Source organism: Pollutimonas harenae, from assembly GCF_004153685.1.
In the GTDB taxonomy this organism is placed as follows: Bacteria; Pseudomonadota; Gammaproteobacteria; order Burkholderiales; family Burkholderiaceae_B; genus Pusillimonas_C; species Pusillimonas_C harenae.
Genome location: NZ_SDQD01000001.1, coordinates 699,253 through 724,419, shown reverse-complemented (window position 1 = coordinate 724,419; position 25,167 = coordinate 699,253). Strand labels below are relative to the sequence as shown.

Below are 25,167 nucleotides of genomic sequence, written 5' to 3'. Positions count from 1 at the left end.
CCTGCGCTGACGGTCTGGGTGCACCGCACAAAATCTGATTGACCATGAATACACCATCGTGATAACATGGCGGGCTTACTCGAAGTGCGTGCTTGCCACACGTGCGCGAGCAAGATATGTAGGACGCACGTGAAATGCGTGCAAAACACATGCAAAACCCGCTCTTTTACGTTTACTCGTGGCAGGCGGTTATTGCGTAAACCGCCTTGCGAACCGAAGCCTGTAATTCAGGCCGGCCAAGAGGCGTATTCATTCAATACGTTCATCTGCGTGCCGTCCGGCACAAGGTTTGCAACGTAAACAACAGGATGCGTAAAGGTTATGCCAACCATTAGTCAGCTCGTGCGCAAGCCGCGCGAAGTCTCCCGCGAGAGCAGCAAGAGCCCCGCGCTCGAAAACTGCCCTCAGCGACGCGGTGTCTGCACTCGCGTGTACACCACTACCCCCAAAAAACCTAACTCGGCTTTGCGTAAAGTCGCCAAGGTACGTCTTACCAACGGTTTCGAAGTCATTTCGTATATCGGCGGTGAAGGCCACAACCTGCAAGAACACTCGGTCGTTCTTGTGCGCGGTGGTCGTGTAAAAGACTTGCCTGGTGTGCGTTACCACATCGTGCGCGGTTCGCTCGACTTGCAAGGGGTCAAAGACCGCAAGCAATCGCGTTCCAAGTATGGTGCAAAACGCCCGAAAAAAGCTTAAGTTTTTCCATAGTCCAGCTAGTCTGGTCGCATCAGTGCAGCCGTGGGCACAAGCCCATAGCATGTAAGTGATCATTTATACATGAATGATCGTGACCGTATAAAAGCGGTTCAACTGAACTGTCACAAGGAAGTTAGAAATGCCTCGTCGTCGCGAAGTTCCCAAGCGTGAAATTCTCCCCGATCCAAAATTTGGCAGCGTAGAGCTGGCCAAATTCATGAACGTTGTTATGTTGTCTGGTAAAAAAGCGGTTGCCGAACGTATTGTCTACGGCGCGTTTGACCAGATTCAGGCTAAAACTGGCAAAGAGCCCATCGAGGTGTTCAACACCGCGATTAACAACATCAAGCCTCTCGTTGAAGTGAAAAGCCGCCGTGTAGGTGGTGCGAACTATCAAGTGCCGGTTGAAGTGCGCCCTGTGCGCCGCCTGGCCCTGGCCATGCGCTGGTTGCGTGAAGCAGCCAAGAAGCGTGGCGAGAAATCGATGGATCTGCGCCTGGCCGGTGAATTGCTTGACGCCTCCGAAGGTCGCGGTGGAGCAATGAAAAAGCGTGATGACACGCACAAGATGGCCGAGGCCAACAAAGCATTCAGCCATTTCCGTTGGTAATCTAAGGACACTATCATGGCCCGCAAAACCCCAATCGAGCGCTATCGCAATATTGGTATCTCTGCGCACATTGATGCAGGGAAAACCACCACCACCGAGCGCATACTGTTCTATACCGGCGTCAACCACAAAATTGGCGAAACCCATGAAGGCTCAGCCACCATGGACTGGATGGAGCAGGAACAAGAGCGTGGCATTACCATTACCTCGGCTGCTACCACAGCCTTCTGGCGTGGCATGGCTGGCGATCGTCCCGAGCATCGCATCAACATCATCGACACCCCGGGACACGTTGACTTCACTATCGAAGTAGAACGTTCCATGCGCGTGCTCGACGGCGCCTGCATGGTGTATTGCGCTGTGGGCGGTGTACAGCCCCAGTCGGAAACCGTATGGCGTCAGGCCAACAAGTACGGTGTACCCCGCTTGGCTTTCATCAACAAGATGGACCGCACCGGCGCGAACTTCTTCAAGGTTTATGACCAACTCAAGCTGCGTCTGAAGGCTAATCCTGTACCTATCGTGATCCCAATCGGGGCAGAAGACACCTTTACCGGCGTCGTCGACCTGGTTCGCATGAAAGGCATTATCTGGGATGAAGCCAGCCAAGGTACCAAGTTCGAATACGTTGATATCCCTGCTGATTTGGTCGACTCGGCCAACGAATGGCATGAAAAGCTGGTCGAATCAGCCGCCGAAGCCAACGAAGAGCTCATGAACAAATACCTGGAAACAGGCGAGCTCACCGAAGCCGAGATCAATGAAGGTCTGCGCCTGCGCACCATCGCTGGCGAAATCCAGCCCATGCTGTGTGGCACCGCCTTCAAGAACAAGGGCGTGCAGCGCATGCTCGACGCCGTTCTTGACTACCTGCCTTCGCCCGTAGACATCCCGCCCGTCGAAGGTATGGATGATGATGGCAACACCATCAGCCTGCCGGCTGATGACGAAGCCAAGTTCTCGGCACTGGCATTCAAGCTCATGAGTGATCCGTTCGTAGGTCAACTGACTTTCGTGCGCGTTTACTCGGGTGTTCTGCACGCCGGCGAAACGGTGTACAACCCCATCAAGAGCAAGAAAGAGCGTATTGGCCGCATCCTTCAGATGCACGCCAACAACCGTGCTGAAATCAAGGAAGTTCTGGCTGGCGACATCGCCGCAGTGGTGGGCCTGAAAGACGTGACCACGGGTGAAACCCTGTGCGACGTCGGTCAGCACATTCTGCTTGAAAAAATGGAGTTCCCCGAGCCCGTCATTTCACAGGCTGTTGAACCCAAGACCAAAGCCGACCAGGAAAAAATGGGTATTGCGCTGTCGCGCCTGGCCCAGGAAGATCCTTCTTTCCGCGTACGCAGCGACGAAGAGTCTGGCCAAACCATTATTTCTGGTATGGGTGAGCTTCACCTGGAAGTGCTGGTCGACCGCATGCGCCGCGAGTTCGGCGTAGAGGCTAACGTGGGCAAGCCGCAAGTGGCTTACCGCGAGACCATACGCAAGACCTGCGAAGAGATCGAAGGCAAGTTCGTCAAGCAGTCGGGCGGTCGTGGTCAATACGGTCACGTGGTGCTCAAGCTCGAGCCCATGGAGCCAGGTGGTGGCTACGAGTTCGTCGACGCCATCAAGGGCGGTGTGGTTCCTCGCGAATACATCCCGGCAGTCGACAAGGGCATCCAGGAAACCCTGCCAGCAGGTATTGTGGCAGGCTACCCGGTTGTAGACGTCAAGGTAACGCTGTTCTTCGGTTCGTACCACGACGTCGACTCGAACGAAAATGCTTTCCGCATGGCTGCCTCCATGGCATTCAAAGACGGTATGCGCAAGGCTAGCCCTGTGCTGCTCGAGCCCATGATGGCTGTTGAAGTCGAAACGCCGGAAGACTATGCTGGTACGGTTATGGGCGATCTGTCCTCCCGTCGTGGCATGGTCCAGGGCATGGACGACATCGTCGGCGGTGGCAAGATCATCAAGGCTGAAGTACCACTGGCCGAGATGTTCGGCTACTCAACCAACCTGCGTTCACAAACGCAAGGTCGCGCAACGTACACTATGGAGTTCAAGCACTACGCCGAAGCTCCGAAGAACGTTGCTGATGAAGTCATCAGCGCGCGCGGCAAGTAATTAACCAGTTCCTGCCTGCATCATTGCAGGCAGGTAAATTTTTTGTTTCCTTGAAAACATTGATGGGATAAATCATGGCAAAAGGTAAGTTTGAACGGACCAAACCGCACGTAAACGTAGGTACGATCGGGCACGTTGACCACGGCAAGACGACGCTTACAGCGGCAATTACAACAGTGTTGGCCAAGGTGTTTGGCTCGGGCGATGCCAAGGGCTACGACCAGATCGACGCAGCGCCCGAAGAAAAGGCACGTGGCATCACGATCAACACCTCGCACGTCGAGTACGAAACGGAAGCGCGTCACTATGCGCACGTTGACTGCCCGGGGCACGCTGACTATGTCAAGAACATGATTACCGGTGCTGCGCAGATGGACGGCGCGATCCTGGTGGTGTCGGCCGCTGACGGCCCCATGCCGCAAACGCGCGAGCACATTCTGCTGTCGCGCCAGGTGGGCGTGCCTTACATCATCGTGTTCCTGAACAAGGCCGATATGGTCGACGACGAAGAGTTGCTCGAGCTGGTCGAAATGGAAGTGCGCGAGCTGCTGTCCAAGTACGACTTTCCTGGCGACGACACACCGATCGTCAAGGGTTCGGCCAAGCTGGCTCTGGAAGGCGACGAAGGTCCTCTGGGCAAAGAAGCCATCATGCAATTGGCAGCGGCCCTCGATAGCTACATTCCTACGCCAGAGCGCGCCGTTGACGGCACGTTCCTGATGCCTGTTGAAGACGTGTTCTCGATCTCGGGTCGCGGCACGGTGGTGACGGGTCGTATCGAGCGCGGTATCGTCAAGGTTGGCGAAGAAATCGAAATCGTGGGCATCAAGGACACGGTCAAGACTACGTGCACGGGCGTTGAAATGTTCCGCAAGCTGCTGGACCAAGGTCAGGCTGGCGATAACGTGGGTATTTTGTTGCGCGGCACCAAGCGTGAAGACGTCGAGCGTGGTCAGGTGTTGGCCAAGCCCGGTTCGATCAAGCCGCACACGGACTTCTCGGCCGAGGTGTACATTCTGTCCAAAGACGAAGGTGGCCGTCACACACCGTTCTTCCAGGGCTATCGTCCTCAGTTCTACTTCCGTACCACCGACGTAACCGGTACGATCGAGCTGCCGGCCGACAAGGAAATGGTTCTGCCAGGTGATAACGTGTCGATGAAGGTCAGCCTGATCGCCCCGATCGCCATGGAAGAAGGTCTGCGCTTCGCTATCCGCGAAGGCGGCCGTACCGTCGGCGCCGGTGTCGTCGCCAGCATCACCAAGTAATTTACTTGCACGGCAGAGGGCATTTTGCCCCCTGCCCTTCGTTCTTTAGGAATTCCCATGAAAAACCAGAAAATCCGCATCCGTCTGAAAGCTTTCGACTATAAGCTGATCGATCAATCGGCAGCTGAAATCGTCGAAACGGCCAAGCGCACGGGCGCGGTTGTGCGTGGTCCCGTACCGCTGCCTACTCGTATTCGTCGCTACGATGTGTTGCGTTCACCACACGTGAACAAAACCTCGCGCGACCAGTTCGAAATGCGTACTCACCAACGCCTCATGGACATCGTCGATCCTACCGATAAAACGGTTGACGCCCTGATGCGCCTCGATCTACCCGCAGGTGTAGACGTAGAAATCGCACTGCAATAAGCTTTGCGCTGGCGCCCCTGGGGCGCAAGTATAAAACGCCATGCAATTCGCATGGCGTTTTGCATGGTGCAGCCAGAATACTAATGACGTGACTTATTGATGGGACTGCATGCCAGGGCCAGCAAGGCCAGCACGCAGAATCCGCAACCCGCATAAAACGTGGCTGACGCACCGAAAGCATCCCAGAGCAGTCCCGCAGCCACACTGGCCACAAGCATGGCAACGCCGCTGACCAGATTGAAGAACCCAAATGCGGTGCCCCTCAGGTCTGCCGGGCAGGTGTCGGCGACCATGGTGGCCAGCAAGCCTTGAGTCATGCCCATATGCAGGCCCCACAGCATGACACCAGGAATAACGAAGGACCAATGACTGCTGGCCGCCAGAACCAGATCGGCAGCAGCGAGAATGACCAGGCCCATGATCAGGAGGCTGCGGCGGCTCATACGGTCGGACAGCCAACCGAAGGGATAGGCGGTAAGCGAATACACCAAGGCCATGACCACCATGACCAGCGGTACCAGGGCGAGGGCGATGCCACTTTCTTGTGCGCGTAGCACCAGGAAGGCTTCACTGAATCGCGCCAGTGTAAAGATTGCGCCGACCACCACCACCCACCAGTATGCGGCACCCAATCTTCTCAGGTTTGCACGGCGTATGGGATTGGAGCGCTTGGTGGTACTGGCGCGAACGGGCTCACGTAGACCCGTAATAAGCAGCATGACGGCAGCAATACCCGGTATGACAGCGACCCAGAACACAGCCCGAAAATCATTGGCCCACAATAACATCAGTCCCACGGCCAACAAAGGCCCGAGAAACGCACCCACCGTATCCAGGGACTGCCTTAGGCCAAATGCCGCACCACGGATCTCGGGCGGTGTCAGGTCGGCCACCAGTGCGTCACGCGGGGCTCCTCGTATGCCTTTGCCCACGCGGTCGAGCAGCCTGGCTGTAAGGACCAGGCCAGCGCCCGGCGCAATGGCGAACAAGGGTTTTGTCAGTGCGCCAAGTCCATAGCCCAGCACAGCCAGCCATTTCCGCTTTCCCAGGTAATCGCTGAGCACACCTGAGAATACTTTGACTATGAGCGCCGTCGATTCGGCGAGGCCTTCTATCAGGCCGACAACGAATGCGCTGGCTCCCAAGGTTGTCACCATGAAGAGGGGCAATAGGCTATGAACCATTTCAGAAGAAATATCCATCAGCATGCTGACAAAGCCCAGAACCCATACGCCGGTAGGGATCTTGAGTGGCCTTCGGTCTTGAACGGACATCTGATATGCTTCCTTGGACGCTTGTGGCTGAATTCCTGGTGACGGAATCCTCGTGGCCCGTCGGAACGGGCTATAGCATACCTGAGGGAACGCTGGTTCGCCTGTCACGATATGCCCAACGCCAAATCTCTCAATCTGGACGCAGCCGATATGTTGAAGTAAGCTTGGCCTGGAGCGCCAGTAGCGCGAAAAAACGCCATGCTCACAGCATGGCGTTTTATCATTGGACGACCCGCACTAGCTGACCGAGACGCACGCGCAAGCAAACAGAAGGAGGCCCGACCGAATGAAATCATTGCTACGCGTGCTTGGCGTCGTTGCCGTGTGTCTGGCCTTCATGCTGCCTGCAGTGGCCAGGGCCCAGGCGGCACCCTGCAATGATGGACAGCCCGTCAAGCTTGCAGATCTAAGCTGGGAAAGTGCTTCGTTTACAACTTATGTCGTCAGCAAACTCCTGAGTGCCGGCTATGGGTGCACAACCCAAGTGGTACCTGGCGCATCAGCTGCCATTGAGTCAGCCCTGGTACAGAACGACTTGCAAATCATCGCTGAAATGTGGTCTGGTCGCTCCGAAATCATTGAACAGGCCATACAGCAAGGCAAGGTCACAATAGTGGGCGACACCTTGGCTGGTGGTGCCGAGCAGGGCTGGTATGTACCCGATTATCTGGTGCATGGTGACCCTGAGCGGGGCATTGAGGCCCAGGCTCCCGATCTGCGTAGCTGGCGCGATCTACCCAAGTACAGTGCCTTGTTTACCGACCCCGAAGAGCCCGGTAAAGGCCGTTTTCTCAATTGCCCATTGGGCTGGATTTGCGAAAAAACCAATAGCCGTTTGCTGCAGCTGCATGGGCTCGAAGACAGCTATACCAATTTTCGGGCCGGCACCGGCGCCGCACTCGACGCGGCCATCAGTTCGGCCTACGACAGAGGGCAGCCCATACTGTTTTACTACTGGCAGCCAGCCGGGCTGATGGCCAAGTACAAGTTCCACAAGATAGAACAGGATCCGTTCAATCAGCAATGCTGGGACACGATAGTCAGCGGCAAAGGGGAACTTTGCTCGTCCGATTTCCTGCTGGCTCGATTGGCTGTCGCGGTAGCGACGCCTTTTGCGACCCAGAACCCCGAGCTTGTCGCCTTTTTTGAAAAACTGCAGTTCAAGCCCGATCTGTTGAACCGCATGATCCTCGAGATGACGGAAACCCGTGCGAGTGGCGAAGCCATGGCTGATCGTTTCCTGCGCGAGCATCCTCAGGTCTGGCACGCGTGGGTGCCGCCCGATGTCGTGCAGAGGGTCAATACCGAATTGGGTATCAAAACGCCGGCTGCCACGGCCGACACCCAAGCCGAAACCAACTCACCCATAGTGGTAGCCGACAAGGGAATCTTCCCCGACTGGTCGGTGGCGGCATTCGTCAATCAGCATTTGATGGATGTGGTCAAGAACTACGGCGGTATTTTCCGGCAAGCCAGCAACTTCATGCTGACCAATCTGTTGTTGCCGGTCGAGCGTCTAATGCAGGCTGTGCCACCATGGGCTTTTCTGTTGTTGGTCGCCGCGTTGTCGTGGCACGCAACGCGCAAACCGGTAGCCACCGTGCTGTACGTGGTCTGCCTGTATTTGATAGGTGCGGTCGGTTTGTGGGACAAGCTCATCCAGACCTTCGCGCTAGTACTGGTGTCCACCCTGGTATCCATCGTGCTGGGTGTGCCTATAGGCATTATTGCCGCACGCAGCCGTTTGTTGCGCAGGCTGCTTACACCGGTACTTGATGTCATGCAGACACTACCCAGCTTCGTCTACCTGATTCCGGTACTGATGCTGTTCGGTCTGGGCAAAGTGCCTGCCCTATTTGCCACCATCATCTATGCCGTGCCACCTTTGATCAGGCTGACCATACTCGGCCTGCGGCAGGTTGACCGGGACGTCATGGAGGCGGCGCAAGCCTTTGGCGTGACTCGATGGCAAATGTTGACACGGGTAACACTGCCGCTGGCCCGGCCCAGCATTATGGCTGGCATCAACCAGACCACCATGATGGCCCTGGCTATGGTGGTAGTGGCGTCCATGATTGGTGCGCGTGGCCTGGGCGAGGATGTGCTGGCAGGTATACAAACCCTGGACGTGGGCAGAGGCCTGCAGGCAGGTGTGGCCATCGTCATACTGGCGATCGTGATAGATCGAATTACCCAGGCATACGGACAACCGCGCCGGCGTCGGCGTGTGCCCATGCAAGAGAAGCTGTGATGACAGACGTCAAAATAGAGATACGTGATGTGTACAAGGTGTTCGGCCCTCGCGAAGGCGGGCCGCAAGAAGCCAGGGCGATCGAACTTCTGCGTCAGGGCGCCGATAAAGTCAGCGTGCAGTCTGATACCGGCTGCAATGTGGGCCTGGCTGGTGTCAGTGCAAAGCTGCCCAGTGGGCAAATATCCTGCATCATGGGCTTGTCGGGATCGGGTAAATCCACGCTGGTCCGTCACCTGAACCGCCTGATTGATCCGTCTGCCGGCCAAATTCTTGTTGACGGCGACAATATTCTTGACTTGAGCATGCCCGAGTTGCGCCAGCTGCGCCGCCATCGCGTAAGCATGGTGTTCCAGAACTTCGGCTTGCTGCCGCACATCAACGTCATCGACAATGTGGCGTTTGGCTTGAGCGTACGCGGCGAAAGCCAGTCGCAGGCCCGCAAGACGGCCCGTACGTGGCTGGAAAGAGTAGGTTTGATCGAATACGAAAAAAACTATCCCGATGAGCTGTCGGGCGGCATGCGTCAACGGGTAGGACTGGCACGCGCACTAGCCATCGATGCCGATGTTCTGCTCATGGATGAAGCCTTTTCGGCCCTGGACCCACTCATCCGCTATGACATGCAAGATCAGTTGCTCGCCTTGCAGCAACGTCTGCAGAAAACCATAGTCTTCATTACCCACGATATCGATGAAGCCCTGCGTCTGGGCCAGAACATTGTCATCTTGCGCGATGGCAAGGTTGAGCAGGTGGGCAGCCCCGACGATATCCGCAACCACCCCGCCAATGAGTATGTGGAAAGGTTTGTGGTAAGGCGGGCGTAAGGGGCGCCCGCCCAGAAACCCTAGTTTATTTCCACAATCGTCCGAAGCGATTTTAAGGCTGCCAGGAAAACCTCCTGGCCAATAAGAATCCGAAGCTCGTCCTCGCGTCCCGGCTCACACGCAAATTCAGCTGACCATTCGATGAAACTATGGTCTCCATCCGTTATTGGAGTGACCTTGAGCGTAGCTACGTAGTCATGGACTCCCATAGGACTTTCGAGAATCGAGTAGATGCAGGTGAAATCGTAGTCAGACAAAGCAAGCAACTGCTCTCGTATCGCCCCGCCCTGACGTAACTCGAAATTACGCACACAGCCGACGGCATCCGAGGGCAAGTTCCCTTCGACTCTACTGTGCGCGACGAACGGCGTCCACCGCGGCAGCCCGTTGAAGTCGCGAATCACGCTCCAGACTTCATGCGCTGGCGCATGAATGACGCTACTGACATAGATTTTCATTAGACGGCCTTACCGTTGTTCTCGTCGTTTTCAGCACTGACGTCTGGTGTGGACAGCATGCTGCCTGTCGTGCCCGATAGATTATTTCCATCGAGGCCGATTTCACGTAGGAGCTGATCGATTACCGGTGCTTGAGCGCGATACCGCAAGGCCGAGTTCACCACGCCGTCGGCAATACCACTACTCTTATCGCCGACGGTCACGCCGTTACCCAGATTCCCCAAACCGTCCAGCTGCAGGATCTTAATGCTGTCAATGTTTTCCATGGGCTTGACTGATTCGCGGATAATGCCCTCCATTTTGTCGACGATGCGCAGGCGTAGAGCGGAGTTGCGTGCGTCGGGCGTGAGGATATTGGAGGCTTCGTTCATACCGCGCAGCCCTGCGGCTTCCACTTCACTACGTACTCTGCTGGCTTCAGCACGGATTTTTTCCGAATCGGCGTCGGCTTCGGCCTGAATGCGAATGGCTGCCGCACGATCCGCGCTCGCTGCTTTCTCGGCTTCCGCGGCCAGCCGTAGTTGTAGGCCTTCTTTTTCAGCCTCTTGCTGAGCACCGATGAGTTCGATCTGCTTGCGGCGCTCCGCGATTTCCAGCTCACGTGCTGAGAAGACGCGTTCTTCTGCGGCAACGGCTTCTGCGCGTGCTTGATCTGCTGCGGCCTGCGCTTCTGACTGACGCCTGGACTGCTCGGCAATGGCGATGGCTCGATGTTGCTCCGCTAGCTCGAGTTCCTTGCGACGCTCCAGGTTGGCGGATTGCAGCTGCTTCTCTTTGGCAATACGCTCTTGTTCGATCTGTAGCTCCGCGCGAACTTGAGCCTGTTCGATGGTTTGGCGCGCCTCGATCTGCGCTTGCTCAGTGCGTTGTTCGGTTTCGACGCGTTCACGGGCAACGTCTGCTCTTTGCTGAGCGCGTGCAATCTCCACTTCACGCTGTTGGGCGAGTTTTGCGTATTCCGTTTCGCGGTCGATGTCGAGTGCGAGCTTCTCAGCCTCCAGATTTTTGCTGCGTATGGAAATCAGCGTGTCCTGTTCAATGTCATTACGCTGTTTCTTACGCCTTTCTATTTGTTCTGTTAGCCGCGTCATACCCTCGGCATCGAACTGATTTGAGGGGTTGAAGAACTCCATCGCTGTCTGGTCGAGCTGCGTAAGGGACGCTGCTTCAAGCTCCAGGCCGTTCTTGGTCAGATCATCTGCTACGTCAATACTGACTTTCTTGACGTATTCGCCGCGTTTCTCATGTAGCTCTTCTATGGTCATCTCCGCAGCGGCCGTGCGTAGGGCATCCACAAACTTGCCCTCCACCAACTCGATTAGCCTTTCCGGCTCCATACTGCGCTCACCCAGCGTTTGCGCGGCTGTTGCCACGGCATCAGGGTCCGCTGTGACGCGGACATAAAACTCAGCCGTGATGTCGACACGCATCCGATCTTTTGTGATTAACGCCTTGTCGCGGCCGCGGGTGACTTCTAGACGCAGTGTGTTCATATTTACGAGGATGACGTCATGCACAATAGGTAGCACAAAAGCGCCACCGTCCAGCACGACTTTCTGACCACCCATGCCAGTGCGCACGAATGCGCGGCCTTTGGATGATCTGAGATATAGCCAGTGCAGTAGCCATATGCCGATGGCTACGACGATGACCACAGCCAGAAGGCCCAATAAGAAAACTCCGAACTCTGAACCAGTCATGGTCGACTCCTTGCCTTGTTAACGCTTAATGTTCTTGAATTCACGCGTACGTTCTGTCAGCGCGGTCTCCACGGGTAGGCGTTCCATGCTTGAGGCGCCATAGAAGCCGTGACAATCGGGGCAGTTTTCGAGAATGAACGCTGCATCGGCCGGGGTGGCGATGGGGCCACCGTGGCAAAGGACAATGACATCCGGATTGACCCGCATAGCCGCTTCAGCCCAGGCGTTGATGGGGGCGGTACAGTCCTTGAGCGTCAGAGCGGTTTCTGCGCCGATGGCGCCGCCGGCGGTTAACCCAAGGTGACAGACAACGATATCCGCACCTGCGCGTGCCATGTCCGCAGCGTTTGCTTCATTAAAGACGTAGGGAGTGGTCAGAAGATCCATTTCCCGAGCCTTGCGTATGAGATCGACTTCCAGGCCATAGCCCATGCCAGTCTCTTCGAGGTTCGCCCTGAATGTTCCGTCAATCAGACCGACAGTGGGGAAATTCTGTATACCTGAAAATCCCAGCTCAATGAGCTGGCGTAGCAAATGCTCCGGAATCATAAAAGGATCTGTGCCGTTTACCCCAGCGAGGACGGGTGTATTCTTCACTACAGGCAAGACCTCCCTGGCCATATCGAGGACGACTTGGTTTGCGTTGCCATATGCCAGCAAACCTGCGAGTGACCCACGTCCAGCCATCCGATAACGCCCAGAGTTGTAGATTACGATAAGATCAATACCGCCGGCCTCCTCGCATTTTGCGGACAAACCGGTACCGGCGCCGCCACCGATAATCGGTACCCGGCGATGTACCATGTCGCGGAATTTTTCTAGAAGTATTGAACGTTGAATGCGGGGCATAACTGTTTCCTAGCGTTTATATGACGGGCTCGATTGCGCTGACGGGTGGATTTCCAGAAAGGCACGCACGAGCGCTTCGGTGAAGGCGGCATCATCAATGTGGTAAGGAAGCTTGATTAGCCCGCGCTGCGGGCCAGGCTTGAAGTGTTCTTCGATTGTCGAGAACAACGCACGGTTTGCTGCGGGGTCATGGAAGGGCTGCCCGGGGGCGTCGATTGCCGAAACCCCGCCTTCCGGAATCAGGAAACGCACAGGGCCTTCCATTTGATTCAGCTTGTTTGCAATGAATTTGCCAATTGCGACATTCTCTTCGGGCAGCGTTCGGACCAGAGTGACGTTCTCGTTGTGTTTGTAAATATTGCGCCCGCGCAGGTGCGAGGGCAGTGTGGAGATGGCATGGAAATTTGCCATGTCGAGCGCACCGCACGAGCCCACATAAGGCAGACGCCTGCGGATGATGGCATCCATGCGCGTGTCACCGGCAGAAAAAACGCCACCTACGATCAGGTCGGCGATCTCTGTCGTCGTAATGTCGATAACGCCGTCGAGCAGGCCAGATTCAGCCAGGGCCTCCATCGACCGCCCGCCTGTACCAGTAGCATGAAAGACCAAGCAATCGTAGTCTGGAGAAAGGGCTTTGGTCACAGCCTGAACGCAGGTTGTCGTGACGCCAAACATCGTCAGCCCGATAGCGGGCTTGGATTGATCGTCAAGCTGGACGGGATTGGCGATCATTCCCGCCAAAGCGTGGGCGGCGTTGCCAAGTACTTGTGCGCTGATACGGTTAAGTCCGGACACGTCGGTAATGGAGTACATCATGGAAATGTCGGACTCTCCGACGTAAGGAGCGACGTCGCCGGAGGCGACGGTCGAGACCATCACTTTCGGCACTCCTACCGGAACCGAGCGCATACCGGCCGTGGCCAATGCCGTACCGCCCGATCCACCGGCGGAAATGACTCCGCCCAGATCGCGTCTGCTGGCCAGAAAATGCGTGATGGCTTCGGACATCCCGGTGATCGATGAGCCGCGATCCTTCGTAAACACGGCGGTCTCGCCTTTGGGATGGAACCGGGCGACTTCTCGCGCAGAGATGCTGGCTGATGACATCGTGCCACTGGTTGCAAGATCCACAGTCGTCACCCGCACGCCCAGTTTCTCGATGCTGCGCCGCAGATACTGTAATTCAGCGCCTTTGGTATCGAAGGTACCGATGACATATGCTGTCTGGCCGGTGCGTGTTGAACTGGCGGGTTTCAGGTGGGTAACGCGTGGGACGATTTCTGCGTCTGTTTTATGCATGCCAGCATCGTGTTCCTGCCTTGGCATTTTGGGCAATGGTGGGTCTTCGTCCTGATGTGACCGGCGTACGACCCAGACTGGTTGTGGTGTCGAATCCTGGTCGTCAGTTTCAGGATAGCTGGCCTTGTCCGATCCGTTTTCTTCGATTGAAGAACGGACTCCCAACAAGCGTTGCTGGAGTTCACGGTCGTCAGCCAGTTCGAAGGCCGGCAGCATATGGGTGATTCGGCCGTTGGCCATAACGGCGATAGTGTCCGCAACGTCGATCGCAACGCCTAGGTTTTGCTCTATCAGCAATATTGAGATATCGGCTTCCCTGGAGACTGTTTTGAGCATGGACGCTACGTGTTCCACGATGACGGGCGCCAGGCCTTCAGTGGGTTCGTCCATCACAAGCAGCTTGGGGTTGAACAGTAATGCGCGCCCTATTGCGAGCATCTGCTGTTCACCGCCAGACAGCTGCGCGCCGCCATTTTCCTTTCTTTCGGCAAGACGGGGAAATAGCTGATATATGCGGTCTACTGTCCAGTCACCGCGATTTGCAGTGCGGGCCGAGAGTTCCAGGTGCTCGTGTACGGTTAGCGATGGCCAGACACGACGGCCCTGCGGCACATAGCCAATGCCGGCGTGTGTGATGATGTGTGGCGGCCGGCCGAGCAATTCCCGTCCGTTCAGACGGACGCTGCCTTTTGCGGGAATAAGGCCGGTAACAGCATTGCAGATGGATGTCTTGCCCATACCGTTCTTTCCGACGATAGCCAGCACATTGCTGTTCACAGTGAATGTGACGCCCTGGACGGCGTGTGCTTGTCCATAATAGACATCAAGGTCGGATACTTCGAGCGTGACGCCTGCGCCGTTGCCCCGTTCTGTGCTCGCATGACGCCGCATATTAATGTTGGCCATAGCCATGCTCTCCCATGTAAATGGCCTGAACGTCGGGATTGGCTTCGATCTCCTGTGGTGTGCCATGGCAGAGTACGCGACCGTTGTGCATGACGGTGACGCGTTCCACTACGTTCAACGCGATTTCCAGATCGTGCTCGATGATGATGTAGCCCAAATGAGGCGGCAGTGCCTGTAGTAGTGCAACTAGCTCTTTGCGTTCGGCGGGCGAAAGGCCGGCAGCGGGCTCGTCGAACAAAATCAATCGAGGCGACCCGGCCAGAGCCATGCCGATCTCCAGTTGCCGTTGCTGTCCGTGCGAGAGTTCCGACACCATCGTGTTATCTAGATGGCTCAGGCGGATATGATCCAGCAATTGCGCAGCCGAGACCCTGCTTGCGTCGTCGTGCCTCGGACGAACGAAGCTGAACCTGCCTCTCGTGACGCCGCGTACAGCCAAAAAAAGATTGTCGCGAACCGTGAGGTCGCGAAAAAGCAAGGAGGATTGATAGGTACGCCGCAGGCCGCGCCGTATACGTTCCTGCGGTGGGAGAAGCGTGACGTCCTCACCGAACAGCAGCACGCGGCCGCTGCTCGGAAAGAAGTCGCCCGTAATGGCATTGAACAAGGTCGTTTTTCCAGCTCCATTGGAGCCAAGCACGGCATATCGCTGCCCCGCTGCGACGCTGAAGGAGACGTCATCGATGGCTTTGAGCGCCCCGAAGCTGCGTGATACGCGATGCAACTCAAGTGCATTTCCGGACTGAAAGCTGGAGCCGATTGGAGAAAGTGCCATGATTCAATGCCGTTTCGGACGAAGGTTTTAGAGGATTATTTACACTCAGGATTGTCGCGTGTGCCGAAACCCATCTTGGCAAACTCTTCCTTGCTTAGCCCCAGTGTCTGCGTGACATTTGGCGTGACTTTGACGACACGGTTGTAAAGGGCTCCGGAGTCATCCTTTGCTACCTCCGTCAAGAAGATGTTCGCTACGCCGTTGCGGTTTGCATCGAGCTTAACAGGGCCGGTTGGAGTTTCGACCGACATGGTCGCCAGCTGCTGGCCGAGTTTGCTCACTTCGCCGTTCACCGCATCCAGGCCGTCCAGAACTGCTTTCGTGTTGACATAGTAGGCATGTGCGAATAGACCTGGTGTTGCATAAGCGTTATCGAACTTGGCATCGCGATAAGCTTGAACAAATTTATTCCAGTCAGGATTGTCCCAGTTGTCAGCTGTGGGTCCAGCGGCGGGTGTGCCGACCAGGGAGTCGCGTCGCTTGCCCTTATAGCTCAGAACGGTTTGATCTACCGTGATGGAGCCGCCAATAAAGGGCTTGTCACCGCCGGATTGTTCGTATTGTGAGAGGAAGTTAACTGCGTCCGCTCCTCCCAGTGCGACGTAAATGGCGTCGATATTCGAGGGTAGTTTAGCGATGACCGACGAATAGTCTTTAGTACCAAGCGGGACCCACTGCTTGTCGGTCACCTTGCCCCCCGCCTTGCAGTATTCGATCATGAAGCCTTGAACCTGGGCATATGGAAACGAATAATCCTCGGCGACAACCGCCACGTTCTTATAGCCCTTTTCGTTATATACATAAGTCCCCAGGCCTGCCGACCACTGGGCACCATCAGTTGAAAAACGATAGAAATTGCTTGCTGGATCCTTAAGCGTAGTTTCTTGTGCGGCTGACGATCCGTTCACGAAGATCACGTTAGGCTGGGTCTTGGCGTAGTCCTTGATTGCGATGCCCTCGGAGCCGGAGAGAGGCCCGATCAGAATAGATACATTATCCTGTTCGACCAGCTTGCGAGCGGCGTTGACGGCTGTGTCTGGCTGTCCGGTCGAGGACGCACGGATGACCTCAATCTTTTTGCCGCCAGCTGTGAAGTTATGCTGCCGCATAGCGAGCTCCATCCCGCGCATGCCGTCCTGGCCGGGGACGGTCAGTGCTCCTTCAAGTGTTGCAAGGACGCCTATTTTCAATGTGTCCTGGGCGTGAGCGGCAGTGCCGATGCTCGCCAGCGCGAGGGCCAGAATGGTGCCGCTAAAGCATATCTTGGTCGATTTCATGTCGTGTCTCCGGATGTTGTAATGATTGGGCTCGTTCCTTCACCCTATTGTTTTCGGGCCGGGTGAAGTAGGCCACGTAGGCGATGCCATAGGCCTAGCAGGCCGTCAGGTGAGAAAATTAGTATTAGAAGGAAGGTGCCACCAATGACCAGGTTGAAGCGCTCGCGATCGATCAGGTCAATTGCAAAGTTCTGCAGTAGTACGAAGGCAAGCGCTCCGATGAACGCTCCAAGTGGGTGACGCATGCCGCCGATGACAGCGATGATAAGAATATTGAGAAGGGCGGAGGTGCCGATTGTTCCTGGCGAAATGCGCGCGTTATACCAAACTAGCAAGATGCCACCGATGCCTGCCAGCAGGCCCGCGAAGGCATGGGCCGCTACGCGGTGCGCGGCAACGTTGAATCCCAGGGCTCGCATCCGCCGAGTGTTATCGCGCGTGCCCTGCAAGGCGACTCCAAAAGGCGTACGCACGACATATTTGACTGCGGCGTACGACAGCACGGCGAAGAACAAGGAAAGGTAATAAAAAGGTATAGGGTCCCGCAGGTTGAGCGTTCCGAACTGAGGTGGAAATATGTTGGAAAAGCCCTGGAAACCATTGAATACGGTGTAGTTTTGCTGAGTAAGATAAAACATTGCTACGCCAATGGCCAGCGTGATCATGATCGTGTAGATGCCGTCCGTCCGTACCGATACGAGGCCGATCAATGTTGCCGCGCCTACAGCTAACAGCATAGCGAGCACGGAGACTAGCCACCAAGGCCACTCCAGGCTGATCTGGCCGACAGCAGAGTGGCCAAAAATGGCTGTGGCGTAGCCTGCAATGCCGGCGACCGTCAATTGCGACAGGCTGACCATGCCACCGTATCCGGCCAGGAAAGCCAATGACAGTGCGATGATGCCCAGAATTAGCGATTGTGCTCCGATTTGAAACACAAAGAAGCTGGACGCGGTCCAGGGATACACCAGCAGAATGATCAGGATGATGGCGTAGCGCAGAAGCTTGGAGCGGGTTTGGCTGTATCGGTCTGGTTGTGTAGAGGTGGTTTGTGGCCGGCCGTCTTGCACAGAGGTGCGTGTGCTCACAGGGGGCTGGCTTTTTCTTGCAGCTATTGAATTGCTGCTTTTCATGGCGTGGCGCCACTTGTTCGCACTCATGCTTTTTTCCCCATGATGCCTTGGGGGCGCAATGCGAGCACGACCACCATGATGATGAAAGTGAACACGACGCCATAGGTAGGTGCATACGCCATGCCCATGGTTTCGGCAATGCCGATCAGTAAAGCTCCGATCACGGCTCCTGTGATACTTCCCATGCCCCCCACGATAACGACAATAAGGGACGCAAGCAGGTAGCGCACATCTTCCCCGGGAGCAATGGACAGCGCTGTACCGCCGATTACGCCTGCTAAGCCAGCAAGTCCGGCACCCAAGGCGAAGGTGACTGCGAAGACGCGCTGGACATTGACTCCACTGGCCGACAGCATCCGCTTGTCGTCCACACCCGCCCGTATCATGGCTCCGATGCTCGTCCGGTTAAGGAATAGCCATAGCCCGACGCCTATAATAATGGCGGACAGGAGGACCAATAGCCGGAAGGCTGGATAGGCGTTGATGATCGGCATTGGTACCGGAAACAGCATCCACTCAGGTGGATCGAACTGGTAGGTATCCCCTCCCCAGATCCACATGTAGATGTCGGCCAGAACAATCGAGAGCCCAATGGTGACAAGTGTTTGTCTGAGTTCTTGTCCGTCCATGTATCGGAAGACCAAAATTTGGAGCAGTAATCCCGCCAGCGCCACAGTGATAAAACCTGCAGCGATGGCGGCGAACCAGGAACCGGTCAGGTCGCCGACGCTATAGCCTACGTATCCTCCAAGCAGGAAGAGTGACCCATGTGCGAGGTTGACGTTACGCATGAGGCCGAAGATGAGAGTGAAGCCGCTAGCCACGAGAAAATAGAGGGCGGCCAGTGTGAGCCCGTTCATGAGCGTGAGAATAAACAGGCGAGCATTGCTCATTAGTGCCGCGATGCTCAAGGCCAGAACGGGGAGGCCGATCACCAAGGAAGTGATCAGTACCGAGTGGCGGGGGCGTTTCCATTTTTTCCCGCCCATGATCAGGCCCAGCGCGTCATATTGCGAGTGCCGTGAATATCGGGCTTCTTGTGGAATTCGCCGTCTTTCATTACAGCAAGGATACGAGTGGGGTCTTGCAGGACGCGAATATCAGAGAGTGGGTCACCATCGATCAGAATCATGTCGGCAAGAAAACTCTCTTTGACTTGACCTAGCTCGTGCGGGCGAAGCATTATTTCTCCGCCAAGCCGCGTAGCACTCAGTAAGGCTTCCATAGGTGAGAAGCCCAGATATTTGACGAAGTATTCGAGATCCTGGGCGTTCGTAGCATGCTTGATCCAGGCAAAACCGTAGTCGCCTCCGGGTAGGATGCGAACGCCGCGTCGATGCATTTTCTTTAGGGACTCGATCGCAGCCTCTAGTTCGCGGTGATACCCCATGGATTCTGCAATGGCCGGTGTTATGCCGTATTCGGATGCGTGGTAGCTGGTATTTACGAGCCATGCCAACCCCGGTGCCAGGAAAATACGGTGGCGGTTTGCCTCCAGCATGTCCAGCGCTTCATCGTCAGTGAAGCTGGCGTGATAAATGAGGTCGATGTTGTGGCGTATACACTGCTTGATCGATTCGCATGAACGGGCATGAGCTGCGACTCGGCGGCCATGCCTGTGCGCTTCTTCGACCAGCGCGGCGATTTCGGCGTCGGTAAAAGGAGTGATTTCGGCCGGCATACCGGCGATGTATTCGCCGGAAAGATTGATTTTCAGCGTATCTACGCCGTATTTGATATACGTGCGTGCGGCGCGGCGCATTTCATTGGGTCCGGTCACGACGCAGCCGAAATTGAGCTCGGGGAAAGGAAGGTGAGGACGGGACTCATCGCCCAGACCACCCACTGTGGTGATTTCCTGGCTTGCTGCCAGATAGCGTGGTCCGGGAAACTCTCCGGCGTTGATGGCGTTGCGGAGCACCACATCCAGTCGTGCTTTGGCGGTAGCTGCACCCACACAGGAAGTCCACCCCATGTCCAGATAACGTTTGGCAACTCGCACACACCACAGAATGTGCTCTTCTGGCGGCATCATCTGGATGGCGGTCAATGAAGGCTGGTCATTCCAGGAAAAGTGCGTATGCGCCTCGGTCATGCCGGGCATCAAGAAAGCGCCAGCGCCGTCTATCAACGTTGCGTCACCGCTTTGAAAGGAGCGGGCCGAGCGCGCGACCCGGGTAATCCGATTGCCCTCGACCAAGACTTCGCCGTGGTAGGGCTGGGCACCTGAACCGTCGAAAATACGGACATTGGTGAATAGGGTGTTGGCCATGCTACCGTCCTTTACTGAAAGCGTCCGGAATAGAAATCCTTGAGGTCTCGCATGCAGTCATGCGCACGTTCGAATGTGGTCCAGTGTCCGCACTGTGCATAGACAACACTGCGGCTTCCGGGAATGCTGTCTGCGATTGCACGCACGGCCTGCGGTGGTGCTACCCCGTCTTGGTCGCCGGTAACGAGTAGAACGGGACACTCGATGGTTTCGACGGCGGGCGCCTTTGCATTGGCTAGCGCGTCGCAGGAGCGTGCATAGCCTTGGGCATCCTGACGCATGACGCTTTCTCTGACCAGAGCGGAAATCGCGGGTTGTTCACGCCGGGTGGTGGCGGAAATGGCACCAGCCGTGATAGCGTCGGCAATCTCCTGCATGCCTTTTACGCCTTCATTGCGTGCTTTGTCGGCTCGGGCCCGTATATTTGGACGTGCCGCTTCGGTTGGACAGAGCAAAGGACCGAACAGAGCCAGGCTCTTGACTAGTTGGGGCCGTGTGGCGGCGATCTGGAAACATATAATGGTGCCAAGTGAATGGCCCAGGAAGTGGGCGCGGGTAATTCCCAGCTTGCTACAGGCGAGGATGATTCGCTCGGCTATGTTTTCGATTGAGAGCTCTGCACTGATACTCGATGATCGCGCACTACCGGGTAGGTCGAAGCGGACCAACTGGAAGTTGGCTAACGCTGGTTCCACTGGTGTCCAATTATTGGATGAACCACCAAGACCGTGCAGACATACTATAGGCTCGCCTTCGCCCGTGATTTCCACAGCCATATTGTCAATGAACTGCGTTGTCATTTGGATATGCCCTTCTGGATGCTGCTGCCCGTTTTGATGCGTATGCCGAGAGTGATGGGATTGCTCGGATAGCGAGAGGAGCTACGGGGACAGGTGCTGATAAGTGCTCGCATGGCGTCTTTGTGACGCACACGGCCCCACCAGAAGGTTGCAATCTTCATGATGTTGTCTCCATGCCCGATCGAACCTTGAGGTTTTCTAGTGTTTCGGGTGGTTATAAGAATTTTTTATTTACTATTTAAGACATTAGACTCAAAATGAGACAGCAATCTTAAAAGCCGATTTGATTCTATGTAGTCTTTTAAGTAAGGTCAAGCGATTTTTTGATGTGGATCAAAAATAAAAAAAGGGGAGCAGGTATATGAGATACGTAGTTACTTCTGTGCCCAAAGCGCCCGCAAGTGGACCTCGTGCTCGAACTTATGCGGCGCTGCTTCAGGCTGCAATGGAGTTGATTTCCACGGGTATCATGCCGTCCGTCGCGCAGGTGGCGGCCCGCGCCGATGTTTCGCGCGCCACGGCGTATCGTTATTTTCCAAGCCGCAGCAAATTGATTGCAGCGATCGTCGATACTTCACTGGGTCCCGTGCGTACCACAGCTTCACAACACGAAAGTGCTCGTGAACGTGTCATGGAGCTGTTCGATCACACATTTCCCCGGTTCAAAGAGTACGAAACAGAAATGCGGGCTGCGTTGCAGCTCGCGCTGGAACATCGAGCGTTGGAGCGAGCAGGCATGCTCGATGAAGAGCCATATCGACGAGGCCATCGCTTGAAGATTCTTGCGCAGGCTTTGTTGCCTCTCGAGAATCAGATCCCCAAGCCCTTGATCCGCCGACTGCACAAGGCGCTATCTACCATTTATGGGTACGAGGCCTACTTGGTACTAAAAGACATCTGGAATGCGTCCGACCGCGAGATCGAGTCGACGGTGCGCTGGATGGCTATGGCGTTGATAGATGCCACTATGGCGGAAGCTGAAAAAGCGAAACCCAAATAAGCTTATGGTGTAGTAACCGTAAGCCACTTGCAAGATAGAACATATTCGTGTTAAAGTGCTACGCTTGACCAAAAAAATTGGTGGGCTTTGCATTTATGCCTACCTGCTGTAATGTTTTTGGTTAAGAACAGGTATCAAGAAATCGTGTGCGCATAGGCTGTAAGTAAACAAGTGATGCGCACTGTAATTAGCCCCGACCAATCGCAGTCGGGAATGGAGAAAACGATGTCGAACTCGACACCTACACCCGCCGCTCATCGGCTGGGGCTTGTGGGGCGTAAAGTTGGCATGACCCGTATTTTCACCGAGGAAGGCGAGTCCATCCCGGTCACAGTACTGGACGTGTCGAACAACCGCGTTACCCAAGTCAAGTCGCCAGAAACTGATGGCTATGCGGCTGTGCAAGTTGCCTACGGTACACGTCGCGCTTCCCGCGTGACCAAGCCTCAGGCAGGGCATTACGCCAAAGCTGGCGCTGAAGCTGGCAGCATCCTGAAAGAATTCCGTCTCGACCCCGCCAAAGCCGCTGAGTTTACAGCCGGTGCTGTCGTGGCCGTAGAAAGCGTCTTCGAAGCGGGTCAGAAGGTTGACGTTACTGGTACCACGATTGGTAAAGGCTTTGCCGGCACCATCAAGCGCCACCACTTTGCTGGTCAGCGCAACTCTCACGGTAACTCGCTTTCCCACCGCGTTCCTGGCTCCATCGGTATGGCTCAGGATCCCGGTCGCGTGTTTCCCGGCAAGAAAATGTCGGGCCACCTGGGTGATGCTACCCGTACCGTTCAAAACCTCGACATCGTGCGTGTCGACGCCGAACGTGGCTTGCTGTTGGTCAAGGGCGCCGTCCCTGGCCATAAGAATGCCGACGTTATCGTGCGTCCCGCCATCAAGATGTCGGCCAAGAAAGGAGCCTAATCATGGAACTCAAGCTCCTGAATGACCAAGGTCAATCCTCCGCTACTGTTGCCGCGCCCGACACTATTTTCGGTCGCGACTTCAACGAAGCGCTGGTGCATCAAATCGTTGTGGCTTTCCAGGCTAATGCCCGCAGCGGCAATCGCGCTCAAAAGGGCCGCGATACCGTCAAGCACAGCACCAAGAAGCCATGGCGCCAAAAAGGTACTGGCCGCGCCCGTTCCGGTATGACTTCCTCGCCCATCTGGCGTGGAGGTGGCCGTGCGTTCCCGAATTCGCCCGACGAGAACTTCTCGCAGAAGGTCAACAAGAAAATGTATCGCGCCGGTTTGCGTGCGATCCTTTCCCAGTTGGCGCGTGAAGACCGCATCGCCGTGGTCGATACTTTCGTTCTTGACGCACCCAAGACCAAGCTGGCTGCCGACAAGCTCAAAGGCATGGGTCTGGAATCGGTACTCATTATTACCGACGTGCTCGACGAAAACGTTTATCTCGCTACGCGCAACCTGCCGCACGTTGCCGTGGTTGAACCGCGTTATGCCGATCCGCTGTCGCTGATCCACTACAAGAAAGTGCTGATCACCAAGCCGGCTATCGCTCAACTCGAGGAGATGTTGGGATGAACGCCGAACGCTTACTGCAAGTTATCCTGGCTCCCATCGTGACTGAAAAAGCCACGTTTGTAGCCGAAAAAAATCAGCAAATCGCTTTCCGTGTAGCGGCCGACGCTACCAAGCCTGAAATCAAAGCTGCTGTCGAACTCCTTTTCAAAGTCGAAGTTGAGTCCGTACAGGTTTTGAACCGCAAGGGCAAAGAAAAGCGTTTTGGCCGTTTCATGGGTCGCCGCCGTAACGAGCGCAAAGCATATGTGTCGCTCAAAGACGGTCAGGAACTCGACTTTACAGAGGTGAACTAATGGCACTCGTAAAAGTCAAGCCAACTTCGGCCGGCCGCCGTGGCATGATTAAGGTTGTTAGCCCTAATCTGCACAAAGGCGAGCCGTTCGCAGCTCTGCTCGAAAAGAAAAAACGTGGTTCTGGCCGTAACAACAATGGTCATATCACTGTTCGCCATCGTGGTGGCGGTCACAAGCAGCACTACCGTCTGGTAGATTTCCGTCGCAACAAAGACGGTATCCCTGCCAAGGTAGAGCGTCTTGAATACGATCCCAACCGTACTGCGCATATTGCACTGCTGTGCTATGCCGACGGCGAGCGTCGTTACATCATTGCACCTCGTGGCCTGCAAGTTGGCGCTACCCTGTTGTCCGGCCTGGATGCTCCCATCCGCGCAGGCAACACGTTGCCCATCCGCAATATTCCCGTGGGCGCCACCATTCACTGCATCGAAATGCTTCCGGGCAAGGGTGCACAAATGGCCCGCTCCGCAGGTGCATCGGCTGTTCTGTTGGCGCGCGAAGGTGTTTACGCTCAGGTGCGCTTGCGCTCCGGCGAAGTCCGTCGCGTACACATCGACTGCCGTGCAACCATTGGCGAAGTCGGCAATGAAGAACACAGCTTGCGTCAAATCGGTAAAGCCGGTGCCATGCGTTGGCGTGGTGTACGTCCTACGGTTCGTGGTGTTGCCATGAACCCGGTCGATCACCCGCACGGTGGTGGCGAAGGCCGTACTGGCGAAGGTCGCGAACCGGTCAGCCCATGGGGCACACCGGCCAAGGGCTACCGTACCCGTAGTAACAAGCGCACAGACAATATGATTGTCTCGCGCCGCAAGCGCAAGTAAGGGGCGAACAACATGTCACGTTCGATCAAAAAAGGCCCATTCGTCGATGCGCATCTGATCAAAAAGGTCGATGCAGCCGTCGAGGAAAAAGGCAAAAAGCCGATCAAAACCTGGTCGCGCCGTTCTACCATCCTGCCCGAGTTCATTGGGTTGACTATTGCTGTGCACAATGGCCGCCAGCACGTTCCCGTTTACATCAACGAGAACATGGTCGGCCACAAGCTCGGCGAGTTCGCACTGACCCGTACGTTCAAGGGTCATGCAGCGGACAAAAAGTCCAAGAGGTAAGTGATGGAAACTACAGCAATCATCCGTGGAGTCCATATTTCGGCCCAGAAAACTCGCCTTGTTGCGGATCTTATCCGTGGCAAGTCGGTTGCTCAGGCGCTGAACATTCTGACTTTCACACCTAAAAAGGCCGCGGGCATCCTCAAGAAAGCTCTTGAGTCCGCGATCGCCAACGCCGAGCACAATGACGGCGCCGATATTGACGAGCTCAAAGTCACCACGATCCATGTGGACAAGGGCCAGTCGATGAAGCGTTTCTCCGCACGTGCAAAAGGCCGCGGTAACCGTATCGAGAAGCAGACTTGCCACATTGTGGTCAAAGTCGGAGCTTAA

General features: G+C 55.8%; 26 protein-coding genes and 1 pseudogene. 14 read left to right on the top strand and 13 right to left on the bottom strand.

The window, feature by feature from the left end; genetic code table 11:
• The first annotated feature begins 321 nt into the window (after window positions 1-321).
• The 5 genes from rpsL to rpsJ all read left to right on the top strand — a co-directional run bounded on the left by rpsL (window position 322) and on the right by rpsJ (window position 5,064).
• Window positions 322-699, top strand: a complete 378-nt coding sequence (rpsL, locus tag ERD84_RS03425) for a 30S ribosomal protein S12 (RefSeq protein ID WP_041682771.1) — start codon at window positions 322-324, stop codon at window positions 697-699.
• A gap of 139 nt (window positions 700-838) precedes the next feature.
• The gene (rpsG, locus tag ERD84_RS03420; protein ID WP_130038211.1) at window positions 839-1,309 is read left to right on the top strand and encodes a 30S ribosomal protein S7; all 471 of its coding nucleotides are present in this window, start codon (window positions 839-841) and stop codon (window positions 1,307-1,309) included.
• Between the two features lie 15 nt (window positions 1,310-1,324).
• Window positions 1,325-3,427: an elongation factor G gene (gene fusA, locus ERD84_RS03415; RefSeq protein WP_130038210.1), complete on the top strand. Its 2,103-nt coding sequence runs from the start codon at window positions 1,325-1,327 to the stop codon at window positions 3,425-3,427.
• Between the two features lie 74 nt (window positions 3,428-3,501).
• Window positions 3,502-4,695, top strand: coding sequence for an elongation factor Tu (gene tuf / locus ERD84_RS03410; RefSeq protein ID WP_130038209.1), 1,194 nt, complete (start codon window positions 3,502-3,504; stop codon window positions 4,693-4,695).
• A gap of 57 nt (window positions 4,696-4,752) precedes the next feature.
• Complete coding sequence (rpsJ, locus tag ERD84_RS03405) at window positions 4,753-5,064, top strand: 30S ribosomal protein S10 (protein ID WP_013743964.1); 312 nt, start codon at window positions 4,753-4,755, stop codon at window positions 5,062-5,064.
• 80 nt (window positions 5,065-5,144) lie between these two features.
• On the opposite strand, the gene ERD84_RS03400 is transcribed toward rpsJ, so the two are convergent.
• Window positions 5,145-6,338: an MFS transporter gene (locus ERD84_RS03400; RefSeq protein WP_130038208.1), complete on the bottom strand. Its 1,194-nt coding sequence runs from the start codon at window positions 6,336-6,338 to the stop codon at window positions 5,145-5,147.
• A gap of 286 nt (window positions 6,339-6,624) precedes the next feature.
• Here ERD84_RS03400 and ERD84_RS16165 point away from each other — a divergent pair, with 286 nt between their 5' ends.
• The gene (locus ERD84_RS16165; protein WP_130038207.1) at window positions 6,625-8,589 is read left to right on the top strand and encodes a glycine betaine ABC transporter substrate-binding protein; all 1,965 of its coding nucleotides are present in this window, start codon (window positions 6,625-6,627) and stop codon (window positions 8,587-8,589) included.
• Window positions 8,589-9,416, top strand: a complete 828-nt coding sequence (locus ERD84_RS03390) for a betaine/proline/choline family ABC transporter ATP-binding protein (protein WP_130038206.1) — start codon at window positions 8,589-8,591, stop codon at window positions 9,414-9,416. Before ERD84_RS16165 ends, ERD84_RS03390 begins: the two co-directional genes overlap by 1 nt.
• 20 nt (window positions 9,417-9,436) lie before the next feature.
• Here ERD84_RS03390 and ERD84_RS03385 read toward each other — a convergent pair whose 3' ends face one another.
• The 12 genes and pseudogenes from ERD84_RS03385 to ERD84_RS15930 all read right to left on the bottom strand — a co-directional run bounded on the left by ERD84_RS03385 (window position 9,437) and on the right by ERD84_RS15930 (window position 21,049).
• A complete protein-coding gene (locus tag ERD84_RS03385) occupies window positions 9,437-9,874 on the bottom strand; it encodes an SRPBCC family protein (RefSeq protein ID WP_130038205.1) in 438 nt (145 codons plus the stop codon).
• Entirely contained in the window at window positions 9,874-11,574 is a 1,701-nt protein-coding gene (locus ERD84_RS03380) for a flotillin family protein (RefSeq protein ID WP_130038204.1), read from the bottom strand. The genes ERD84_RS03385 and ERD84_RS03380 overlap by 1 nt, the downstream gene beginning before the upstream one ends.
• An 18-nt stretch (window positions 11,575-11,592) precedes the next feature.
• On the bottom strand, window positions 11,593-12,423 hold the full coding sequence (locus ERD84_RS03375; protein WP_130038203.1) for a phosphoenolpyruvate hydrolase family protein: 831 nt from the start codon (window positions 12,421-12,423) through the stop codon (window positions 11,593-11,595).
• Between the two features lie 9 nt (window positions 12,424-12,432).
• Window positions 12,433-13,725: a Tm-1-like ATP-binding domain-containing protein gene (locus ERD84_RS16120; protein WP_371743151.1), complete on the bottom strand. Its 1,293-nt coding sequence runs from the start codon at window positions 13,723-13,725 to the stop codon at window positions 12,433-12,435.
• Between the two features lie 387 nt (window positions 13,726-14,112).
• Window positions 14,113-14,616: pseudogene (locus tag ERD84_RS16115) on the bottom strand (ABC transporter ATP-binding protein); the annotation flags it as partial.
• Between the two features lies 1 nt (window position 14,617).
• On the bottom strand, window positions 14,618-15,406 hold the full coding sequence (locus ERD84_RS03365) for an ABC transporter ATP-binding protein (protein ID WP_130038202.1): 789 nt from the start codon (window positions 15,404-15,406) through the stop codon (window positions 14,618-14,620).
• 35 nt (window positions 15,407-15,441) lie between these two features.
• On the bottom strand, window positions 15,442-16,683 hold the full coding sequence (locus ERD84_RS03360) for an ABC transporter substrate-binding protein (RefSeq protein WP_130038201.1): 1,242 nt from the start codon (window positions 16,681-16,683) through the stop codon (window positions 15,442-15,444).
• Between the two features lie 44 nt (window positions 16,684-16,727).
• Window positions 16,728-17,843: a branched-chain amino acid ABC transporter permease gene (locus ERD84_RS03355; RefSeq protein WP_209019808.1), complete on the bottom strand. Its 1,116-nt coding sequence runs from the start codon at window positions 17,841-17,843 to the stop codon at window positions 16,728-16,730.
• The gene (locus ERD84_RS03350; protein WP_130038200.1) at window positions 17,840-18,805 is read right to left on the bottom strand and encodes a branched-chain amino acid ABC transporter permease; all 966 of its coding nucleotides are present in this window, start codon (window positions 18,803-18,805) and stop codon (window positions 17,840-17,842) included. Before ERD84_RS03350 ends, ERD84_RS03355 begins: the two co-directional genes overlap by 4 nt.
• 2 nt (window positions 18,806-18,807) lie before the next feature.
• Window positions 18,808-20,088, bottom strand: a complete 1,281-nt coding sequence (locus tag ERD84_RS03345) for a metal-dependent hydrolase family protein (protein WP_130038199.1) — start codon at window positions 20,086-20,088, stop codon at window positions 18,808-18,810.
• A gap of 11 nt (window positions 20,089-20,099) precedes the next feature.
• On the bottom strand, window positions 20,100-20,888 hold the full coding sequence (locus ERD84_RS03340; RefSeq protein ID WP_130038198.1) for an alpha/beta fold hydrolase: 789 nt from the start codon (window positions 20,886-20,888) through the stop codon (window positions 20,100-20,102).
• Window positions 20,885-21,049: a hypothetical protein gene (locus ERD84_RS15930; RefSeq protein WP_167667232.1), complete on the bottom strand. Its 165-nt coding sequence runs from the start codon at window positions 21,047-21,049 to the stop codon at window positions 20,885-20,887. Before ERD84_RS15930 ends, ERD84_RS03340 begins: the two co-directional genes overlap by 4 nt.
• 200 nt (window positions 21,050-21,249) lie before the next feature.
• Here ERD84_RS15930 and ERD84_RS03335 point away from each other — a divergent pair, with 200 nt between their 5' ends.
• The 7 genes from ERD84_RS03335 to rplV all read left to right on the top strand — a co-directional run bounded on the left by ERD84_RS03335 (window position 21,250) and on the right by rplV (window position 25,167).
• Complete coding sequence (locus ERD84_RS03335; RefSeq protein WP_130038197.1) at window positions 21,250-21,888, top strand: TetR/AcrR family transcriptional regulator; 639 nt, start codon at window positions 21,250-21,252, stop codon at window positions 21,886-21,888.
• 225 nt (window positions 21,889-22,113) lie between these two features.
• A complete protein-coding gene (rplC, locus tag ERD84_RS03330) occupies window positions 22,114-22,803 on the top strand; it encodes a 50S ribosomal protein L3 (protein ID WP_167667230.1) in 690 nt (229 codons plus the stop codon).
• Window positions 22,804-22,805: 2 nt separating this feature from the next.
• Window positions 22,806-23,426, top strand: a complete 621-nt coding sequence (gene rplD, locus ERD84_RS03325; RefSeq protein WP_130038196.1) for a 50S ribosomal protein L4 — start codon at window positions 22,806-22,808, stop codon at window positions 23,424-23,426.
• Window positions 23,423-23,719 (top strand): 50S ribosomal protein L23, encoded by a 297-nt coding sequence (gene rplW / locus ERD84_RS03320; protein ID WP_130038195.1) that lies wholly within the window; start codon window positions 23,423-23,425, stop codon window positions 23,717-23,719. The genes rplD and rplW overlap by 4 nt, the downstream gene beginning before the upstream one ends.
• Entirely contained in the window at window positions 23,719-24,546 is an 828-nt protein-coding gene (gene rplB / locus ERD84_RS03315; RefSeq protein WP_130038194.1) for a 50S ribosomal protein L2, read from the top strand. Before rplW ends, rplB begins: the two co-directional genes overlap by 1 nt.
• 12 nt (window positions 24,547-24,558) lie before the next feature.
• Window positions 24,559-24,834, top strand: a complete 276-nt coding sequence (gene rpsS / locus ERD84_RS03310) for a 30S ribosomal protein S19 (RefSeq protein WP_013743956.1) — start codon at window positions 24,559-24,561, stop codon at window positions 24,832-24,834.
• Window positions 24,835-24,837: 3 nt separating this feature from the next.
• Complete coding sequence (gene rplV, locus ERD84_RS03305; RefSeq protein WP_130038193.1) at window positions 24,838-25,167, top strand: 50S ribosomal protein L22; 330 nt, start codon at window positions 24,838-24,840, stop codon at window positions 25,165-25,167.

Bases quoted from the DNA above. Each gene is read 5' to 3' on its own strand.
- rpsL (WP_041682771.1), top strand. From the start codon at position 322: ATGCCAACCATTAGTCAGCTCGTGCGCAAGCCGCGCGAAGTCTCCCGC.
- rpsG (WP_130038211.1), top strand. From the start codon at position 839: ATGCCTCGTCGTCGCGAAGTTCCCAAGCGTGAAATTCTCCCCGATCCA.
- fusA (WP_130038210.1), top strand. From the start codon at position 1,325: ATGGCCCGCAAAACCCCAATCGAGCGCTATCGCAATATTGGTATCTCT.
- tuf (WP_130038209.1), top strand. From the start codon at position 3,502: ATGGCAAAAGGTAAGTTTGAACGGACCAAACCGCACGTAAACGTAGGT.
- rpsJ (WP_013743964.1), top strand. From the start codon at position 4,753: ATGAAAAACCAGAAAATCCGCATCCGTCTGAAAGCTTTCGACTATAAG.
- ERD84_RS03400 (WP_130038208.1), bottom strand. From the start codon at position 6,338: ATGTCCGTTCAAGACCGAAGGCCACTCAAGATCCCTACCGGCGTATGG.
- ERD84_RS16165 (WP_130038207.1), top strand. From the start codon at position 6,625: ATGAAATCATTGCTACGCGTGCTTGGCGTCGTTGCCGTGTGTCTGGCC.
- ERD84_RS03390 (WP_130038206.1), top strand. From the start codon at position 8,589: ATGACAGACGTCAAAATAGAGATACGTGATGTGTACAAGGTGTTCGGC.
- ERD84_RS03385 (WP_130038205.1), bottom strand. From the start codon at position 9,874: ATGAAAATCTATGTCAGTAGCGTCATTCATGCGCCAGCGCATGAAGTC.
- ERD84_RS03380 (WP_130038204.1), bottom strand. From the start codon at position 11,574: ATGACTGGTTCAGAGTTCGGAGTTTTCTTATTGGGCCTTCTGGCTGTG.
- ERD84_RS03375 (WP_130038203.1), bottom strand. From the start codon at position 12,423: ATGCCCCGCATTCAACGTTCAATACTTCTAGAAAAATTCCGCGACATG.
- ERD84_RS16120 (WP_371743151.1), bottom strand. From the start codon at position 13,725: ATGCATAAAACAGACGCAGAAATCGTCCCACGCGTTACCCACCTGAAA.
- ERD84_RS03365 (WP_130038202.1), bottom strand. From the start codon at position 15,406: ATGGCACTTTCTCCAATCGGCTCCAGCTTTCAGTCCGGAAATGCACTT.
- ERD84_RS03360 (WP_130038201.1), bottom strand. From the start codon at position 16,683: ATGAAATCGACCAAGATATGCTTTAGCGGCACCATTCTGGCCCTCGCG.
- ERD84_RS03355 (WP_209019808.1), bottom strand. From the start codon at position 17,843: ATGAGTGCGAACAAGTGGCGCCACGCCATGAAAAGCAGCAATTCAATA.
- ERD84_RS03350 (WP_130038200.1), bottom strand. From the start codon at position 18,805: ATGGGCGGGAAAAAATGGAAACGCCCCCGCCACTCGGTACTGATCACT.
- ERD84_RS03345 (WP_130038199.1), bottom strand. From the start codon at position 20,088: ATGGCCAACACCCTATTCACCAATGTCCGTATTTTCGACGGTTCAGGT.
- ERD84_RS03340 (WP_130038198.1), bottom strand. From the start codon at position 20,888: ATGACAACGCAGTTCATTGACAATATGGCTGTGGAAATCACGGGCGAA.
- ERD84_RS15930 (WP_167667232.1), bottom strand. From the start codon at position 21,049: ATGAAGATTGCAACCTTCTGGTGGGGCCGTGTGCGTCACAAAGACGCC.
- ERD84_RS03335 (WP_130038197.1), top strand. From the start codon at position 21,250: ATGAGATACGTAGTTACTTCTGTGCCCAAAGCGCCCGCAAGTGGACCT.
- rplC (WP_167667230.1), top strand. From the start codon at position 22,114: ATGTCGAACTCGACACCTACACCCGCCGCTCATCGGCTGGGGCTTGTG.
- rplD (WP_130038196.1), top strand. From the start codon at position 22,806: ATGGAACTCAAGCTCCTGAATGACCAAGGTCAATCCTCCGCTACTGTT.
- rplW (WP_130038195.1), top strand. From the start codon at position 23,423: ATGAACGCCGAACGCTTACTGCAAGTTATCCTGGCTCCCATCGTGACT.
- rplB (WP_130038194.1), top strand. From the start codon at position 23,719: ATGGCACTCGTAAAAGTCAAGCCAACTTCGGCCGGCCGCCGTGGCATG.
- rpsS (WP_013743956.1), top strand. From the start codon at position 24,559: ATGTCACGTTCGATCAAAAAAGGCCCATTCGTCGATGCGCATCTGATC.
- rplV (WP_130038193.1), top strand. From the start codon at position 24,838: ATGGAAACTACAGCAATCATCCGTGGAGTCCATATTTCGGCCCAGAAA.